Source organism: Candidatus Regiella endosymbiont of Tuberolachnus salignus (assembly GCF_964020115.1).
Taxonomy (GTDB): domain Bacteria; phylum Pseudomonadota; class Gammaproteobacteria; order Enterobacterales; family Enterobacteriaceae; genus Regiella; species Regiella insecticola.
Genome location: NZ_OZ026542.1, coordinates 1,164,656 through 1,182,488, shown reverse-complemented (window position 1 = coordinate 1,182,488; position 17,833 = coordinate 1,164,656). Strand labels below are relative to the sequence as shown.

The following is a 17,833-nucleotide window of genomic DNA, read 5'->3' as shown; positions in this document are numbered from 1 at the left end:
CCTTATACTGAAAGTGACCTGAACAGATAACGGAACCACCATAATGGCCGCCACCACGGCTTCCGCTCAGGAATGGTCGCTGGACGTGAATGCACCTTTTTAAGATCCCATTTAAAGTTAAGGAATATTCTGCTGTGACTATACTCTGAACCAAACAGCGCAATTTCACTTTTCTTCCTATCATTAATGGGCGTATTGTGTGTCAAATTACGATCCAGAGAATGATAGCTTTTCTTCCGATCCACATTCCGTTCAATACATCTGAATTTTTTAGGCAAATAACGCGGTGTGGTACCGTGATCTTTATGCATCTTCACAAAACGATAATCTTCCCAGCCATAATGACCCGCAAATTCTTCATCATAACCAAACAGCCGGAAAAACCGAGCCCGTGACATGAAGAATAGATTTGGGTGACCTCGGTATGCTTTCCCCGTTTTTTCATCCGTCCGGTAGATACGATACAGAGAGCGCCCAGGATTACGAGCATTGACCAGACAACGAAGGGTATCTTCAGGAAGCAAGCAATCTAAATCGGTGATAATAATTTTGTCAGACTTAGCGTAAGTGACCCCCAAATTACGGGCACCAGCCTGATTCCACTGAATATCAGTGGTTATTCTTAACCAAGTAAAATTCAAATCATAATCTTTTACGTCATACTCTAAAGGTGAGCAATCATCAACGATGACAAATTCGACAGCATCCTTAATATCATTAGGATAAGATTCATATTCCGCCAACAAAGACTCAACGGAGTCCATCTCTCCCTGATTGCAGTAAAAATGTGTTACATAAGTTAACTTGATGTGCTGCTTATCTAGCGGATGTCGTGCCTTAACGATTCCTACATCCTTTATCACAATATAATCCTCTGTTTGAATAGAAAAAATAAAAATGAAATTTTTATAATGTCTTGAACACTTATGAATAGATAGCAGATATGTATCGAATAACCTACGGTAAAGGATAAAGAATTACCATAATCAGTCAAATAACTTTATTGTCGTCATCGCAGCCTGATATATACCCTTCGCCTTTGAAGTTGCCACTAAGCGGCCAGGCCGTGCAACCCGATGAGCGTAGACATACCATGAGTGCGAGAGCTTGCAGCCAACAACGCGGCGGCTTCAAAGGCGAAGGGTATATTGAATGTTACTGAATGTTTGGTTAAGCTCTAGCGCTTAAAACAATTAACCACCATGAACCTGAGCACACTCTTGAGTGTCCTTAGAGCTATTTGAAATCTCTTGTTTTCCTCGTCTAAGCCGCAGCTCAAAGAAGATTTCGAATAGGCTCTTAAAGCTTCTCTATCCGTATGGAATATTTCTATGGCTAATTTTTTACCTTTCTCACGGCCGGCCATCGGCGAAGAAGAAATTGCTGCCGTTGTTGATGTACTCAATTCAGGCTGGATCACGACTGGAACAAAAAATCAGCAACTGGAAGAGAAATTTTGTCAGCGTATCGGTTGTCAACACGCCATCAGCGTCTGTTCAGCAACCGCGGGCATGCATATTACCTTAATGGCATTGGGTATCGGCCCAGGGGATGAAGTGATCACCCCTTCTCAAACCTGGGTGTCAACCCTAAACATAATCTCATTACTAGGCGCTAAACCGGTCATGATTGATGTTGACCGTGAAACCTTAATGATCAACGCCGCAGCCATTGAAGAGGCTATTACGCCTCAAACCAAAGCCATTATCCCTGTGCATTATGCCGGCGCACCCTGCGATATCGATGCCATCCGAAAAATAGCAATTGATAAAGGCATTGCGCTGATTGAAGATGCCGCCCATGCCGCAGGAACCTGTTACAAAGGGCAGGCCATTGGTGCTCAAGGCACCGCGATTTTTTCCTTTCATGCGATTAAAAATATCACTTGTGCTGAAGGCGGAATGATCGCAACAGACGATGCTAAATTAGCAGAACGTGTGAGACGCTTAAAATTTCATGGCTTGGGCGCCGATGCCTTTGATCGCCAAATACAAGGGCGATGCCCACAGGCAGAAGTGATTGAACCAGGCTACAAATATAACTTATCAGACATTCATGCGGCTATCGCCTTGGTTCAGCTAAAGCGCCTAGATGAAATTAATGCGCGCCGTCAAGCGTTAGCAGAACAATATAAAAAAGCTTTTGAACTCCCCGCACTCCGTTTACTGCAACCACTTGGCATCCCTGACTATAAACATGTACATGCCTGGCACCTTTTTATCGTACGTGTCGATAAAGAGCGTTGCGGGGTTGATCGTGATACGTTAATGAAAGCGTTAAAGGATAAGCATCAGATCGGCAGTGGATTGCATTTTCGAGCAGTACATACACAAAAATATTATAAAAAGTATTACCCAGAGTTGAGACTTCCTCATACGGAATGGAATTCCGATAAATTATGTTCATTACCTCTTTTTCCTGATATGCAGGACGGTGACATCGCTCGGGTTGTCAATGCTCTACAACAGATTATAGGATCAGCCAGTGTCACAAATTGAATCTATTCAAAAAGTCTCGATTGTTATCCCGGTTTATAACGAGCAGGAAAGTTTGCCGATATTGATCGCCAGGACATCAGCGGCCTGTCAATTATTGACTCAACCCTACGAAATCATTTTAGTCGATGATGGCAGCACCGATGATTCAGCAGCCATATTGACACGAGCAGCGGACGCTGCTGATAGCGCCATTATTGCCGTGATACTGAACCGTAATTATGGCCAACATGCGGCGATTATGGCCGGTTTTAATCAAGTGAGCGGTGATTTGGTGATTACCTTGGACGCGGATCTACAAAATCCCCCAGAAGAAATCCCCCGCTTGGTTAAAGTGGCAGAAGAAGGTTACGACGTAGTGGGTACCATCCGCGAAAATCGGCAAGATTCTTGGTTTCGTAAAACCGGCTCTCGCTTAGTGAATATGATGATCCAACATGCTACAGGAAAATCGATGGGCGATTATGGCTGCATGCTACGAGCGTATCGGCGGCATATTGTCGAGGCGATGTTAAGCTGTCACGAACGCAGTACTTTCATTCCAATCCTGGCAAATACCTTTGCTCGGCGTACTAAAGAAATTACCGTACGTCATGCCGAACGCAGCTTTGGCGATTCAAAATACAGCCTGATGAAACTGATCAACTTAATGTATGATTTAGTAACCTGTTTGACCACTACGCCGCTGCGTTTACTGAGTGCCCTCGGTAGCATGATAGCTGTTTCAGGTTTTATGTTAGCTTTCTTATTGGTTATCTTGCGCTTAATTTTTGGATCCGTCTGGGCGGGGGGCGGGGTCTTCACGTTATTTGCCATACTCTTTATGTTTATTGGCGCGCAATTTATCGGCATGGGATTGCTGGGGGAATATATTGGGCGTATTTACCACGATGTACGCGCGCGCCCGCGTTACTTTATAGAAAAAATCGTCCGCGCAAAGTCCGCAGAGACTATTCATAAAAAAGAACAACCATGTCAGGAAAAAGAACAATAATGAAAACCATTGTATTTGCTTATCATAATATTGGTCATGCCGCTTTAACCGAATTAGCTACCGCCGGTTATGATATCCAAGCGGTATTTACCCACCTTGATGATCCACAAGAAAATAATTTTTTCAATTCTGTTGCTGCTAAGGCAACGGAAATGGGGCTGCCGGTCTATGCGCCAGAAAATGTCAATCATCCATTGTGGGTTGATCGCATCAAACAATTACAACCGGATATTATTTTTTCTTTTTACTACCGTAAATTATTAAGCCCTGAAATTTTATCCTTAGCACCACAAGGGGGATTTAATCTACATGGTTCATTGTTGCCACGTTATCGTGGTTGCGCTCCCGTTAATTGGGCATTGGTTAACGGAGAAAGTGAAACCGGTGTGACATTACATCAAATGCTTAAAAAAGTGGATCAGGGCGCTATTGCGGGTCAGCGCAAAGTGATGATTGATCCAGAAGATACCGCTTTTACCCTGCACGAAAAAATAACGCAGGCGGCTCAATTGCTATTACGCGATCTGTTACCTCAAATTAAACAAGGATCGATAATGCTGGTGCCGCAAAATGAAGCAGAGGCCAGTTATTTTGGCCGACGCTCCGCGGCAGACGGAAAAATTGATTGGCAACAATCGGCGGTAACAGTTAATAATTTAGTACGCGCCGTAACTAAACCCTACCCTGGTGCTTTTAGTTATCTGGGTGAGCAAAAACTCATTATTTGGCAATCGCGCCCATTAGACATTAAACATGATGAACAACCGGGTACCCTGTTAAAAACCGACCCGCTGATCATTGCTTGTGGTGAAGGTGCGTTAGAAGTGATAGCCGCGCAAAGTGATCCGGGATTATATTTGTCGGGTAAACAGTTGGCGCAAGAAATGGGGATGATGGAAAAAGGGTGTTTAGGCATCAGACCAAATAGTCAGTCAACAAAACCGACCCGAGTGCTGATCCTCGGCGTGAATGGTTTTATCGGTAATCACTTAACCAAGCGTTTATTGTCTGAAGATAACTATGAGATCTACGGTCTGGATATTGGTTCCGACGCCATCAGTTGTTTTATGAGTCATCCTCGTTTTCATTTTGTTGAAGGCGATATCAGCATTCACTCCGAGTGGATCGAATATCACATTAAAAAATGTGATGTGGTATTGCCTTTGGTGGCGATTGCAACGCCGATTGAATATACACGTAATCCTCTACGTGTCTTCGAATTAGATTTTGAAGAGAATCTAAAGATTGTACGCGATTGTGTTAAATACAAAAAACGCATTGTTTTTCCCTCGACCTCAGAAGTCTACGGGATGTGTGACGATAAAGAGTTCAATGAAGATAGTTCGCGTTTGATTGTTGGGCCGATTAATAAACAACGTTGGATCTACTCCGTTTCCAAGCAATTATTGGATCGTGTTATTTGGGCATACGGGGCGAAAGAAGGACTGAAATTCACGCTATTCCGTCCCTTTAACTGGATGGGCCCAAGGTTAGATAGTCTTGACGCGGCGCGCATTGGTAGCTCACGCGCTATCACGCAGTTGATCCTCAATTTAGTGGAGGGTACGCCGATAAAACTCATCGATGGCGGTGAACAAAAACGGTGTTTTACTGACATTAAAGACGGTATCGAAGCGTTATTCCGCATTATTGAAAATCGTAACAGCTGCTGTGATGGTCAGATTATCAACATTGGCAATCCCGCGGATGAAGCCAGTATTCGTGAATTGGCAGAAATGCTAGTGAAACATTTTGAACAACATGAGTTATACAACCGTTTCCCTCCTTTTGCCGGATATAAAAAAATAGAAAGCAGCAGTCATTATGGCAAAGGCTATCAAGATGTCGTACATCGCACACCCTGCATCAAAAATGCACGCCGCTTGCTCAATTGGCAGCCAAAAATTTCCATGGAAGAAACCATAAAAGAAACCTTAGATTTTTTCTTACGCAGCACATTATCGCACGGTGACATCGCTAAGAGCGGTGAGGCTATACCCACAGCCCTTGAAGTTGCCGCTAGGCGGCCAGGGCGTGAGACCCGATGAGCGTAGACAAACTACGTGATTCGGGCGAGGGCTCGCAGCCAACAACGCGGCAGCTTCAAAGGCGAAGGGTATATACGGTGAAAAAAATTGGCCTAAGAATTGACGTCGATACCTATCAGGGTACCCAGCAAGGCGTGCCGACACTACTTCATTTACTGCAAAAATATGATCTTCAGGCCAGTTTTTTCTTCAGCGTCGGGCCCGATAATATGGGGCGTCATTTATGGCGTCTGCTGCGCCCCCGTTTTTTATGGAAAATGTTGCGCTCAAATGCGGTCTCACTGTATGGCTGGGATATTCTTCTGGCGGGAACCGCTTGGCCAGGAAAACTAATTGCCAAAGATCTGGGCGCACTGATGAAACAAACGCTAGCGCAAGGACAAGAAGTGGGGCTTCATGCTTGGGATCACCAAGGCTGGCAAGCCAAGGTTGATCGGTGGTCGGATCAACAATTGACTGAACAAATAAAACGTGGGGTTGACACACTACAGCACAGTCTTGGACAACAGGTGAGTTGCTCAGCCGTTCCGGGGTGGCGAGCAGACGAACGGGTGTTAGCAACTAAACAATCCTTCGCTTTTAACTATAATAGTGATTGCCGCGGTACCCATCCTTTTCGTCCACAGTTGGCCGATGGCCGTATTGGCACGGTGCAGATCCCTGTAACCTTGCCGACTTACGATGAAGTGGTGGGGAGTGAAGTGCAACAGCAAGACTTTAATGATTATATTTTGGCCGCGATGCTGCGTGATAGTGGTGTCCCTGTTTATACCATTCATGCTGAAGTTGAGGGAATGTCGCAATCGGCGATGTTTGAACAATTGTTACAGCGAGCGCAACAACAAGGTCTGTGCTTTTGTCCACTCAGTACCCTGTTACCCACGGATCAGCAACAGTTACCACTGGGCAAAATTGTGCGCTCTCCTTTTCCGGGGCGAGAAGGCTGGTTGGGTTGCCAAGCTGAGGTCGAATGATCCATTATGATAAAATTATTTAAAAACCGTAAATTTTTTAAAAACTGTCAATTTTTTAAAAACAAGGCACTGGCCTTATTAAGCATTTTTTTTATTATTTTGTATCTGCTTCCGCTCAACCAGCGCCTACTGTGGCAGCCTGATGAAACCCGTTATGCCGAAATCAGCCGTGAGATGCTACAACGGGGTGATTGGATAGTGCCACGTCTGTTAGATGTGCGTTATTTTGAAAAACCGGTAGCAGGGTATTGGATCAACAACCTCAGTCAATGGCTATGGGGTGACAATAACTTCGCAGTACGCTTTGGATCCGCATTCAGTATCGCCTTAACTGCATTATTGGTTTTTTGGTTAGCCACGCGATTATGGCATAACCGTTCCACAGCAATATTAGCGACTCTCATTTATCTCACCTTTTTCCTGGTGTTTGGTGTCGGCTCTTATGCGGTGCTCGATCCGATGATTTCGCTCTGGCTGATGGCCGCCATGGTGAGTTTTCACCTCACCTCATCGGCAAAAACACTCTGGCAAAAAATTGGCACCTACACTTTGCTCGGTATCACCTGTGCCATGGGCGTCATGACGAAAGGATTTTTGGCTTTAGTGGTACCTGTCATCGCGATCGTGCCCATTATTTTGTTACAAAAACGGGTAAAAGAACTGCTCTTTTTTGGCCCGATAGCGGTGTTAGCCGCGCTTTTATCTTGTCTGCCCTGGGCATTGACCATAGCGCAGCGGGAGCCAGACTTTTGGCATTATTTTTTTTGGATTGAACATATTCAACGCTTCGCGACTGAAGACGCACAACATAAAGAGCCCTTTTGGTATTATTTGCCGCTTTTATGTTTAGGTGTTTTACCCTGGCTAGGATTATTACCGGGCGCATTACTAAAAGGGTGGCGCGAGCGTGTGAACCGTCCCGAATTATTTTTTCTGTTAAGTTGGGTATTGATGCCGCTGATTTTTTTCAGCATCGCTCAAGGTAAATTATTGACCTACATTTTGCCTTGCATGGCACCACTGGCGTTATTAATGGCTGCCTATGCTACCGATTGTGTTAATAGCCAGCAGATGAATGCCTTTAAAATGAACGGCATCATTAATCTGATCTTGGGGATCCTTTGCACCCTGACGGTATTGATACTGGGAATGGATTACTTTCCGCAGTGGATACTATTAAATCAAGATGAAAACAACAAAATCCTGCTCGGCATGCTGGCCTTTGCCACCTGGGCAGTGCTGGGGTGGTGGAGTATGCGCGCCAACCATCGCCACTGGAAAGTGGCGGCCGCCTGCCCCTTATTGTTGGCGACGCTGGTCGGTTATATCATCCCTCAGCACATCATTGATGTAAAACAGCCGCAACATTTTATCCGTCAGAACAGCGAGCTATTACAGGAAAGCCGTTATCTACTCACCAATGAGGTCGGTATTGCCACCGGCTTAGCCTGGGAGCTCAAACGTAGTGATGTGATGATGTTCAATGCTAAAGGTGAGCTGTCTTATGGCCTGAACTACCCAGATAGCCGCGATCACTATGTTAATAAAGTGGATTTTCCAACATGGCTGACCCAAGCACGCCAACAGGGGAATGTAGTATTGGTATTATTAGATAATCAAAAAGCCATCGATGATTTACCCCATGCCGATAAAATCGAACAATTCAATCGGTTACTGTTATTGTCTTGGTCGGCAAAAACGGACACCCCCACCATGAACACAACAAGCCCATGATCGACTATTTATTAGTGCTGGTGGTCAGTTTACTCACCTGTGCGGGGCAATTGTGTCAAAAAAAAGCCACAGAGGGGTGGCAATCCTCCGCTAAGCGCACGGCGGCGAGCTGGTTATCTCTCGCAGTATTACTGCTAGGATTAGCGATGCTATTGTGGCTCAGATTATTACAATCGATGCCACTCAGCCAAGCGTATCCATTATTGAGCGTTAATTTTATTTTCATCACCTTGGCAGGCCAATATTTTTTTCATGAGCCCGTCACTTCACGACATTGGTGCGGTATTGCCACTATTATCTTGGGCATTTTTTTGTTGAACTGGCATGGAAAATAAGCATAATACCCGAGGCTATGGCTGGGTCATCGGCAGCATCGTATTAATTACTCTAGCCCAACTACTATTGAAATGGGGAATGGTAAGTATCCCATTAATGTCGCTCAGTGATATCAATTTTGTCTTTTTAACGCATCACTATACTCAACTGTGCACTGTTATTTTTGGTTTATTAGGCTACGCTTTGTCGATGCTATGTTGGCTTTGCGCGCTACGTTATTTACCACTCAATCAGGCTTATCCACTAATTAGTATCAGCTACGTGCTGGTCTACTTATTGGCGGTAGCGTGGTTTAATGAAACTGCCACCATCACCAAAACACTAGGCGCGCTGTTCATCCTGCTAGGTGTTTGGATTATTTATACGAAACCGAAAAAACCAGGTTGAGATCATTCTTTACTAACAGGAAAAATCAGTGAAACTAATTGCAACCATTTTGTGTGGTGGAGTGGGTTCCAGGTTATGGCCTATTTCACGGGCATTACACCCAAAACCTTTTATTCGCCTAAAAGATGGGCAGAGCCTATTACAAAAAGCTTTTTTACGTGCTGCTCAGCTTTCTGGGCTTACCGAAATCCTGACAGTGACCAACCGAGATTTGTTTTTCAAAACTGAAGATGAATTTCGCGAAGTCAACCTCTCGAAGATCCCCACTTCCTTTATCCTAGAGCCCTTCGGGCGTAATACAGCTGCCGCGATTGCGGCTGCCTCCCACTACGTAGCGACAAAACACGGTCATGATGCCATCATGCTCATACTCACCGCTGATCATTTAATTGACGATCAAGGCGCCTTTCAAAACACCGTAAGCAAGGCGATTGAGCTGGCAACAACAGGTAAATTAGTGACCTTAGGCATCAAGCCAAAATCTCCTGAAACGGGTTATGGCTACATCGAAGCAGATGGCAATAACGTGTTACGTTTTGTGGAAAAGCCTCCACTTAAAGAAGCACAAGAATATTTTACTTCAGACCACTTTTTATGGAATTCAGGTATGTTTTGCTTCATGGCCGATACCATGCAGCAACAGTTGGAGCAGCATTGCCCAGACATTCTTGCGGCCACAAAAAATTGCATTGAACAGGCGCTCACTACAGAAGGTCTAGGTATTACACAGATAATACTCGATGCTAATGAATTCAAAAACGTTAGAGATAATTCTATCGATTATGCGGTTATGGAAAAATCCAATCGAATGGCAGTGGTGCCATGTGACATAGGTTGGAGTGATATTGGCTCCTGGAGTGGCTTCGGCAAGCTGTCTGAGCCTGATGCAGAGGGTAACCACGTGCAGGGGGAGGCGCTATTACATACCACCCGTAATTGCACCATCTATAGTAATGACGGTCTAATCAGTACTGTCGGGGTCGATAATCTGATCATTATTAAGACACCCGATGCAGTTCTCGTTGTTGATAAATCGCGAGAACAAGATGTAAAACATATTTACGCTGAATTGGCAGCCAGGGATCATACTGCTCACAAACTCCATTGCACAGTACACTGCCCATGGGGTACCTACACAGTGTTGGAAGAAGGCAAGAGCTTTAAGATAAAACGTATTGAGGTCAAACCGGGTGCCAGCCTGAGCTTACAAAAGCATCATCACCGCAGCGAGCATTGGATAGTGGTCAGTGGTATGGCCGAAGTGACTAATGGTGAGCAGGTATTTTTAGTCAATACCAACGAATCTACTTACATCCCCGCCGGGCACAAACATCGTTTGACAAATCCTGGATTGCTCAAATTGGTGATGATTGAAGTACAAAGTGGCGATTATTTAGGCGAAGATGATATCGTGCGTTTCGAAGATAATTATGGCCGCTGTAAGCAGGAAGATTGATGTTTAATATGCTATCGAGTGCGTGGCGTTACCGCTTCTTCATTTTTTCTTCTATCAAAACGGAGCTCCGTACTAAATTTATTCGCAGCCGTTTAGGTGGACTATGGATGATATTAAACCCATTGGCTCAGGTGATCATTTTTGCTTTTGTCCTGTCAACCGTCCTTTCCGCCCGACTACCGGGCATCAACAATCAATACGCTTACGCTATTTATTTGATGGCAGGCACCTTAGGTTGGACGTTATTTGCAGAAATTGTCAACCGCTGCCTGACATTATTCATCGATAACGGTAATATCCTTAAAAAATTAGCCTTCCCTAAAATTGCCTTACCTCTTATCGTGATGGGCAGTGCATTGGTTAATAATCTATTGCTGTTTATCGCTATTTTGGCCATTTTTGGTTTGCTCGGTCACACTCCTGGCATGGCCTTACTCTGGCTTCCCATACTCATGGCAATAATGGTCGCATTAGCATTAGGGATAGGTTTGACGTTAGGAATACTCAATGTTTTTATTCGGGATATTGGGCAGGTGGTACCTGTGGTGATGCAATTTGTTTTTTGGTTAACCCCCATCGTCTATATGGCCAACATTATCCCAGCACAATACCACTCTTGGTTAGTATGCAATCCACTGATCCCTATCGTTACCGCTTATCAAGACATCTTATTGTATAATCGTGCACCACAGTGGTTAGATCTAACAAACACATTGATAATAGCCTTAGTGCTACTGCTGGGTAGCTTAGTCCTGTTCCGTAAGGCCAGCCCGGAAATGGTAGATCAATTATGAACGGCCAACTACAGGTACAAAATTTAGGCAAAGCCTACCGCCAATATGGCAGCGAATTACGGCGCATCGCCTCTTGGTTTGCGCCTACTGTTTTGCCGCGCGAGGAACAATGGGTACTCAAAGATATCAATTTTTCTATCGCACCGGGTGAAGCCGTAGGCATCGTCGGCCAAAATGGGGCGGGTAAAAGCACCCTGCTCAAACTGATCACCGGCACAGTGCAACCCACGCAAGGAAAAGTGCAATTACAAGGCCGTGTAGCGGCTATTTTAGAATTAGGAATGGGATTTAACCCCGAGCTAACGGGTAGACAAAATGCTTATCACAGTGCCTGTTTAATGGGTTATAGCCATGAGATCGCACGTGTCATGCCCGAGATTGAAGCCTTTGCTGAAGTAGGCGAGTACTTTGATCAGCCGGTGCGCACCTATTCCAGCGGCATGCAAATGCGTGTCGCTTTTAGCGTTGCCACGGCATTCCAACCCGATCTGCTAATTGTGGATGAGGCATTGTCAGTGGGGGATAGCTATTTTCAGCATAAAAGTTTTGATCGGATCCGCCAATTTAGAGCCAAAGGCGTTTCCATTATGTTAGTGACCCACAATATGGGCGATGTACGTACGCTATGTGACCGCGTCATCTTATTGGATCAAGGGCGAGTGCTAAAAGATGGTTTACCTGATGAAGTGGTGGATCACTATAACGCGCTGATTGCTGCCAAAGAAAATGCCAAGCTTACCGTTGAGCAACGGCGCGAAAAAAATGGCTGGTTACTGACCAAAAGCGGTACCGGTGAGGCACGCATCAGAACCCTGAAATTATTAGATGCGGCTTCCGGTGACGAATTAGCCGTAGCAAAAATCGGCCAAGCGGTAGAACTGCGGCTTGAAGCTGACATTCATGCCGATCTACCTCGCCTGGTGCTGGGCTATATGATCCGTGATAAACAAGGGCATGTGGTATGGGGCACGAATACCTGGCACACTCGCCAGATCCAAGAAAACGTTAAAACCGGCGACACCCTGACTTTTAGCATGACCTTTACCTGTACTTTAGGACCAAGGTCTTACTCGGTATCCCCGGCTTTAGTCAGCTCCGATACACATCTTACTGATAACTATGAATGGCAGGATAATCTACTGGTTTTTGATGTGTTAAACGCAGACCAGGATACCTTTATCGGAAGCAATTGGCTTGATGCTCAATTTTTCATTTCTCGCAATAGTAACGGATATATAGCCCAATGAGTTTTATTTCCTATGCCCAAAATTTTGAAGATGTCATGCTGTGGCGCGCACTTAAACATGTGCAAAATGGGTTTTATATCGATGTCGGCGCCGAACATCCGGTAAATGATTCTGTTAGCCAAGCTTTTTATGAGCGGGGGTGGAGAGGGATACATATTGAGCCAGTATTTGAATATGCCGCGCTTTTGCGCAAAGAAAGACCGGATGAAACGGTGCTACAAATCGCTCTCACCGATACCGATGCAGGCACATTGACGCTCAATGTCATTTCAGACTCTGGCCTGAGTACGGCGGTATATGCTTATGCACAACAGCATAAGCTGGAGCTAGGTTATACATCGGAGCAAGTACAGGTACCTGCTATGACATTAAAAACCGCTTTACAATCCCTTGAATTTAAAGATGTTCACTGGCTTAAAATTGATGTTGAAGGATTTGAGGAAAAGGTTATTAAAGGATGGGACAGTCAAATTTTGCGTCCTTGGATAATGGTTATTGAAGCCACCACTCCGAATAAACCAGAATTAGATTATGCCAAATGGGATCCTGTCCTTATCGCTGCAGACTATCTGTTTGTCTACTTTGATGGGCTAAATCGTTTCTATGTAGCGAAAGAACATGCCGAGCTTATTGACGCTTTTTCTGCTCCGCCCAATGTATTCGATGAGATTCAGCGGGCCGGATTTGTGGGGCTGGAGTCCCAATATGAGGCTACAAAGCATAAGCTAGATAAACTTGATCACTCTTTTCAACAGGAACGCCAAGCATTGCTATTATCAACTAAACAATTGCTGACATTAGAAGAAAAATACGCATCGCTGCAAACCGACTACGCGGCGGAAAAAACAAAAATAGATGAGCTTAATCACCTCTCCCTGGAACAACAGCAGAAACTACTAACCTCAACTCGACAGTTGCTGACATTAGAAGAAAAATACGCATCGCTGCAAACCGACTACGCGGCGGAAAAAACAAAAATAGATGAGCTTAATCACCTCTCCCTGGAACAACAGCAGAAACTACTAACCTCAACTCGACAGTTGCTGACATTAGAAGAAAAATACACATCGCTACAAACCGACTATACGGCAGCAAAAACAAAAATAGATGAGCTGAATCATTCTTCACATCATTGGTGGACGGTGGCTGATGGGCTGAATCGAGAGCTGCAAAGCGTTTACGCCAGTAAATCTTGGAAAATCACCAGACCGTTACGTCAAGCAAGGTTAGTCAGTCAGTGGGTAGCATCGCTACCACGACGTGGAGCGCACTGCTCAATTCGTCGGATAAAAAGTCTTGCTAAACCGATGGTGATTTGGGCAATGAAACGGGCTCTTGCCAATGCTGGTTTGAAAAGACGAGCACTCGTCATTTTGACTAAATATCCTCAGATTAAGCGACGGCTGCACCAACTCGCACTACGATCATCTCTTCTTATTAACAGAGAAGTCACATCACCCATAGCGTCTTTACCACCAACATCAGAAGCACTGGATATGCCAGAATTAATAAAAAACTTTTCACCCCGTGTTGTCGGGATTTATGCGAGTCTGCAAAAAACTATTAATGCAAGGAAATGTTGATGCGTATCGTCATTGACCTTCAAGGCGCACAGGGCGTTAATCAGCACCGGGGTATCGGACGTTCTGCTTTATATCTGGCTCAAGCCATCGTGCGAAATCGAGGAAAACACCAGATCTTCCTTGCCATTAATGGACTATTTCCAGACACCATTGAACCGATACGTGCCGCCTTTGATAGCCTATTATCGCAAGAAAATATCTGTGTTTGGCAATCACCAGAGCCAGTCCATCAGCTGGATGAAGCTAATACTTGGCGCCGTCACTCCGCTGAATTGGTTCGTGAAGCCTTTCTCGCCAGTTTGAAGCCAGATATCGTGCTTGTTTGTAGCCTATTCGAGGGGTTAGATGATAATTCTGTCACCAGTATTGGTGCGCTAAATTGCACTGTACCCACTGCGGTAATTCTGCATGACTTAATTCCACTGATTTATCCTCGACATTATCTGATAAATCCTCAGCATGAAGCCTGCTATCAAAGGAAACTCGACCATTTACGCCGAGCAGATTTGCTACTTGCTGTTTCAGAAGCCTCTCAGCAAGACGCGATCAACCGTCTTGGTTTTCCAGCTGAAGCATGTATCAATATTTCATCCGCCTCCGTACCATATTTTCAACTGCAGAATACCGATAGTCAGTTAGAAAAAAACGTTCGCCAACGTTATGGCTTGTATCAGCAATTTGTGATGTACACGGGCGGTATTGACTATCGTAAAAATATTGAAGGTCTTATCCGCGCTTATGCCAAATTACCGAGACTGCTGAGAAGTAGTCACCAACTGGCGATAGTCTGTTCTATTCAGCCGTCTAATCGGTCTATCCTGGAGGAATTAGCCAAGGAGCAGGGACTTGATGCTAAAGAATTGGTGCTAACTGGTTTTGTGCCGGAAGAGGATCTTCTGACGCTTTACAATTTATGCAAAACATTCGTATTTCCTTCATGGTACGAGGGTTTCGGTCTACCGGTGTTGGAAGCCATGGCTTGTGGGCGAGCAGTAATAGGTGCCAATACCTCCAGTTTGCCGGAAGTGATTGGCAAAGAAGAGGCGTTATTTGATCCCTTCAATGATAATGCGATTGCTGAAAAACTGACACAGGTACTGACTGATGATAGTTTTCGATTAGAGCTGGAACAGCATGGATTGGCGCAGGCAAAACGGTTTTCATGGGATAGCACCGCACAACGGGCAATCACGGCAATGGAAACATTACATATCAAGCAAGCCAGTCAATCATTGACCTATATCGCACCTATTTCTCGGCCTAAATTAGCCTATGTTTCTCCTTTACCGCCCGAACGGAGCGGTATCAGCGATTACAGCGCTGAACTGCTGCCAGAGCTAGCGCGTCATTACGTGATCGACGTGATTGTGGCACAGCATTCCGTATCGGATCCATGGATCCAGGCTAACTGTCAAATACGTAGTCTGGAGTGGTTTAGGACTTATGCCAATCATTACGATCGAGTGCTCTACCACTTTGGTAATTCCCCTTTTCATCAACATATGTTTCCCTTAATAGAGGAAATTCCTGGGATTGTCGTGTTACATGATTTTTTTCTAGGGAATTTATTAGCACATATGGAAGGAGTTAGCTATCAGCCAAACGCCTGGACGCAAGCACTGTACCAGAGTCATGGTTATACCGCCGTGCAACAACGTTTTTATCAATTCGATACTACAGTTTTGCGCTATCCATGTAACCTTACTGTGCTGGATAATGCTCGTGGTGTTATCGTGCATGCTGAACACACCCAGCTATTAGCGAACAAATGGTATGGCAGAAAAGGGACGGCAGATGATTGGACGGTTATTCCACTATTACGTGTTCCCGCCCTAAATGTTGATCGAGTTACAGCACGTCGTCAGCTGGAATTGACGGCTGATGATTTTGTTGTATGTAGTTTTGGTATTCTTGGACCAAGCAAACTGAATCATCGTTTACTGACAGCCTGGCTGGCCTCAGATTTGGCAAAAAGCAATAATTGCGTGCTGGTATTTGTCGGTGAAAATCCTGGTGGAGACTATGGCACCGACCTTATCACAATAATACGCAATAGCGGCTTAAAAAAGCGTATTCATATCACTGGCTGGGTAAGTAGAAAAACTTTCTGTCACTACCTTGCGGCAGCTGACATAACAGTGCAGCTGCGTGCCTACTCGCGTGGTGAAACATCAGCAACTGTGCTGGATGCCATGAATTACGCTTTACCCACCATCGTAAACGCAAATGGCAGCATGGCCGAACTGCCGGATGATAGCGTGTGGAAATTACCGGATGAATTTAGCGATGCACAGCTAATTGAAGCACTAGAAACTTTGTGGCATGACCCTTTCTGCCGTCAAAGGCTGGGTAAGCAAGCACAAAAAATTATTCATACTCAACACGTTCCACGTCATTGTGCGGATAAATATGCACAATCAATTGAAAACATGTATCGAACAATGCATGCTGGAGTACCTGCTTTAACTAACGCACTGGCTGAAATTCAACCTGCGACCGTTGATCCTAATGCTTGGTTGCTTCTGGCCAATGCTATTGGACAATCTATCCCACCCAAGCTAAGAGTCTGCCAGCTATTTGTCGATATATCCGAATTAATTCAGCGGGATGCTAGGAGCGGTGTACAACGAGTCACACGTAGCATTCTGCATGAATTGTTAAGTAATCCGCCTGCTGGATATCGGATTGAACCAGTCTATGCTGAATCTGACGGAAAAGGTTATCGCTATGCTCGCAACTACACTCTAAATATGTTGAATTGCTTTGATGCTTATTTAGGCAACGATGATATTATCGATTTTTATAATGGCGATCTATTTCTAGGGCTGGATTTACAACACAATGTAGTGTTGGCTCATCAATGGTTTTACCAGCAAATGCGTAATTATGGTGTTCTACTTTATTTCGTTGCATATGATTTGCTGCCGATATACTTTCCTTATTTTTGGCCGCGTCAAACCAACATCGATAAAATGCATGACCAATGGCTTGAGATCATAACAACAATTGCTGATGGAACAGTTTGCATTTCACAGGCAGTGGCTAGTGAATTAACTGAATGGCTTAAGACCTCTTCGACTAGGAGATTACGCCCGTTAAAAATTGATTGGTTCCATTTAGGGGCTGATATCGATGCTTCCCTCCCCTCAAAAGGGATGGCTAGCGATGCAAAAGAAACATTACACCTCCTAACTACGGATAAAAATTTTTTGATGGTCGGCACTTTAGAACCACGCAAAGGTCATACACAAGCCCTCGAAGCTTTTGAGCAATTATGGACACAAGGTATTGCAGTCAACTTAGTGATAGTGGGAAAGCAAGGGTGGATAGTTGAAACTCTAGTTGAAAAATTACGTCATCATCCTCAGCTGGGTAAACAACTATTTTGGCTTGAAGGCATCAGTGATGAATATCTAGAAAAAATCTATGATGTGAGTAGCTGCTTAATTGCTGCGAGTGAAGGAGAAGGTTTCGGTCTACCATTGATCGAAGCAGCTCAACACAAACTACCGATCATTGCCCGGAACATTCCTGTTTTCCGCGAAGTGGCCGGTGATCATGCCTATTATTTTAATGGCCTCGAACCCAGTGATTTGGCTCAAGCCATTCAACAATGGCTAAAACTTGACTTAGAGCATCGCGCACCTTCTTCAGAACATATGCCGTGGCTAACTTGGGCAGAAAGTACGCAGCAGTTGTTGGCGAAGATTTTGCCATCTACTTGAATACATTACTACTATATACCCAATGAATTTCGAGTTACGGCAAGGCAGCAAACAATCGAA

13 protein-coding genes are annotated in these 17,833 nt (G+C 44.7%); 12 read left to right on the top strand and 1 reads right to left on the bottom strand.

Features of this window, described 5'->3' with window-relative positions:
* Positions 1-2 precede the first annotated feature (2 nt).
* Positions 3-863, bottom strand: a complete 861-nt coding sequence (locus tag AACL30_RS06125) for a glycosyltransferase family A protein (RefSeq protein WP_339058071.1) — start codon at positions 861-863, stop codon at positions 3-5.
* A gap of 468 nt (positions 864-1,331) precedes the next feature.
* On the opposite strand from AACL30_RS06125, the gene arnB reads away from it, so the two are divergent.
* The 12 genes from arnB to AACL30_RS06065 all read left to right on the top strand — a co-directional run bounded on the left by arnB (position 1,332) and on the right by AACL30_RS06065 (position 17,773).
* The gene (gene arnB, locus AACL30_RS06120; RefSeq protein WP_339058070.1) at positions 1,332-2,498 is read left to right on the top strand and encodes a UDP-4-amino-4-deoxy-L-arabinose aminotransferase; all 1,167 of its coding nucleotides are present in this window, start codon (positions 1,332-1,334) and stop codon (positions 2,496-2,498) included.
* On the top strand, positions 2,485-3,489 hold the full coding sequence (gene arnC / locus AACL30_RS06115; protein WP_339058069.1) for an undecaprenyl-phosphate 4-deoxy-4-formamido-L-arabinose transferase: 1,005 nt from the start codon (positions 2,485-2,487) through the stop codon (positions 3,487-3,489). The genes arnB and arnC overlap by 14 nt, the downstream gene beginning before the upstream one ends.
* A complete protein-coding gene (arnA, locus tag AACL30_RS06110; RefSeq protein WP_339058068.1) occupies positions 3,489-5,537 on the top strand; it encodes a bifunctional UDP-4-amino-4-deoxy-L-arabinose formyltransferase/UDP-glucuronic acid oxidase ArnA in 2,049 nt (682 codons plus the stop codon). The genes arnC and arnA overlap by 1 nt, the downstream gene beginning before the upstream one ends.
* A 77-nt stretch (positions 5,538-5,614) precedes the next feature.
* A complete protein-coding gene (gene arnD / locus AACL30_RS06105; protein ID WP_339058403.1) occupies positions 5,615-6,511 on the top strand; it encodes a 4-deoxy-4-formamido-L-arabinose-phosphoundecaprenol deformylase in 897 nt (298 codons plus the stop codon).
* Between the two features lie 6 nt (positions 6,512-6,517).
* Positions 6,518-8,245 carry a lipid IV(A) 4-amino-4-deoxy-L-arabinosyltransferase gene (gene arnT / locus AACL30_RS06100; RefSeq protein ID WP_339058067.1) on the top strand — a complete coding sequence of 576 codons (1,728 nt, stop codon included), beginning with the start codon at positions 6,518-6,520 and terminating at the stop codon, positions 8,243-8,245.
* Positions 8,242-8,580: a 4-amino-4-deoxy-L-arabinose-phosphoundecaprenol flippase subunit ArnE gene (gene arnE / locus AACL30_RS06095; protein WP_339058066.1), complete on the top strand. Its 339-nt coding sequence runs from the start codon at positions 8,242-8,244 to the stop codon at positions 8,578-8,580. The genes arnT and arnE overlap by 4 nt, the downstream gene beginning before the upstream one ends.
* On the top strand, positions 8,570-8,968 hold the full coding sequence (gene arnF / locus AACL30_RS06090) for a 4-amino-4-deoxy-L-arabinose-phosphoundecaprenol flippase subunit ArnF (protein ID WP_339058065.1): 399 nt from the start codon (positions 8,570-8,572) through the stop codon (positions 8,966-8,968). Before arnE ends, arnF begins: the two co-directional genes overlap by 11 nt.
* 28 nt (positions 8,969-8,996) lie before the next feature.
* Complete coding sequence (locus AACL30_RS06085) at positions 8,997-10,424, top strand: mannose-1-phosphate guanylyltransferase/mannose-6-phosphate isomerase (protein WP_339058064.1); 1,428 nt, start codon at positions 8,997-8,999, stop codon at positions 10,422-10,424.
* A complete protein-coding gene (locus AACL30_RS06080) occupies positions 10,424-11,218 on the top strand; it encodes an ABC transporter permease (protein WP_339058063.1) in 795 nt (264 codons plus the stop codon). Before AACL30_RS06085 ends, AACL30_RS06080 begins: the two co-directional genes overlap by 1 nt.
* The gene (locus tag AACL30_RS06075) at positions 11,215-12,465 is read left to right on the top strand and encodes an ABC transporter ATP-binding protein (RefSeq protein ID WP_339058062.1); all 1,251 of its coding nucleotides are present in this window, start codon (positions 11,215-11,217) and stop codon (positions 12,463-12,465) included. Before AACL30_RS06080 ends, AACL30_RS06075 begins: the two co-directional genes overlap by 4 nt.
* Positions 12,462-14,048, top strand: coding sequence for an FkbM family methyltransferase (locus tag AACL30_RS06070; protein WP_339058061.1), 1,587 nt, complete (start codon positions 12,462-12,464; stop codon positions 14,046-14,048). The genes AACL30_RS06075 and AACL30_RS06070 overlap by 4 nt, the downstream gene beginning before the upstream one ends.
* The gene (locus tag AACL30_RS06065) at positions 14,048-17,773 is read left to right on the top strand and encodes a glycosyltransferase (RefSeq protein WP_339058060.1); all 3,726 of its coding nucleotides are present in this window, start codon (positions 14,048-14,050) and stop codon (positions 17,771-17,773) included. Before AACL30_RS06070 ends, AACL30_RS06065 begins: the two co-directional genes overlap by 1 nt.
* Positions 17,774-17,833: the final 60 nt, after the last annotated feature.

What these genes read in the sequence shown, in the direction of transcription:
- arnE (WP_339058066.1), top strand. Translation starts at nt 8,242, where the DNA reads ATGATCGACTATTTATTAGTGCTGGTGGTCAGTTTACTCACCTGTGCG.
- arnB (WP_339058070.1), top strand. Translation starts at nt 1,332, where the DNA reads ATGGCTAATTTTTTACCTTTCTCACGGCCGGCCATCGGCGAAGAAGAA.
- arnA (WP_339058068.1), top strand. Translation starts at nt 3,489, where the DNA reads ATGAAAACCATTGTATTTGCTTATCATAATATTGGTCATGCCGCTTTA.
- AACL30_RS06075 (WP_339058062.1), top strand. Translation starts at nt 11,215, where the DNA reads ATGAACGGCCAACTACAGGTACAAAATTTAGGCAAAGCCTACCGCCAA.
- arnF (WP_339058065.1), top strand. Translation starts at nt 8,570, where the DNA reads ATGGAAAATAAGCATAATACCCGAGGCTATGGCTGGGTCATCGGCAGC.
- arnT (WP_339058067.1), top strand. Translation starts at nt 6,518, where the DNA reads ATGATAAAATTATTTAAAAACCGTAAATTTTTTAAAAACTGTCAATTT.
- AACL30_RS06080 (WP_339058063.1), top strand. Translation starts at nt 10,424, where the DNA reads ATGTTTAATATGCTATCGAGTGCGTGGCGTTACCGCTTCTTCATTTTT.
- AACL30_RS06065 (WP_339058060.1), top strand. Translation starts at nt 14,048, where the DNA reads ATGCGTATCGTCATTGACCTTCAAGGCGCACAGGGCGTTAATCAGCAC.
- AACL30_RS06070 (WP_339058061.1), top strand. Translation starts at nt 12,462, where the DNA reads ATGAGTTTTATTTCCTATGCCCAAAATTTTGAAGATGTCATGCTGTGG.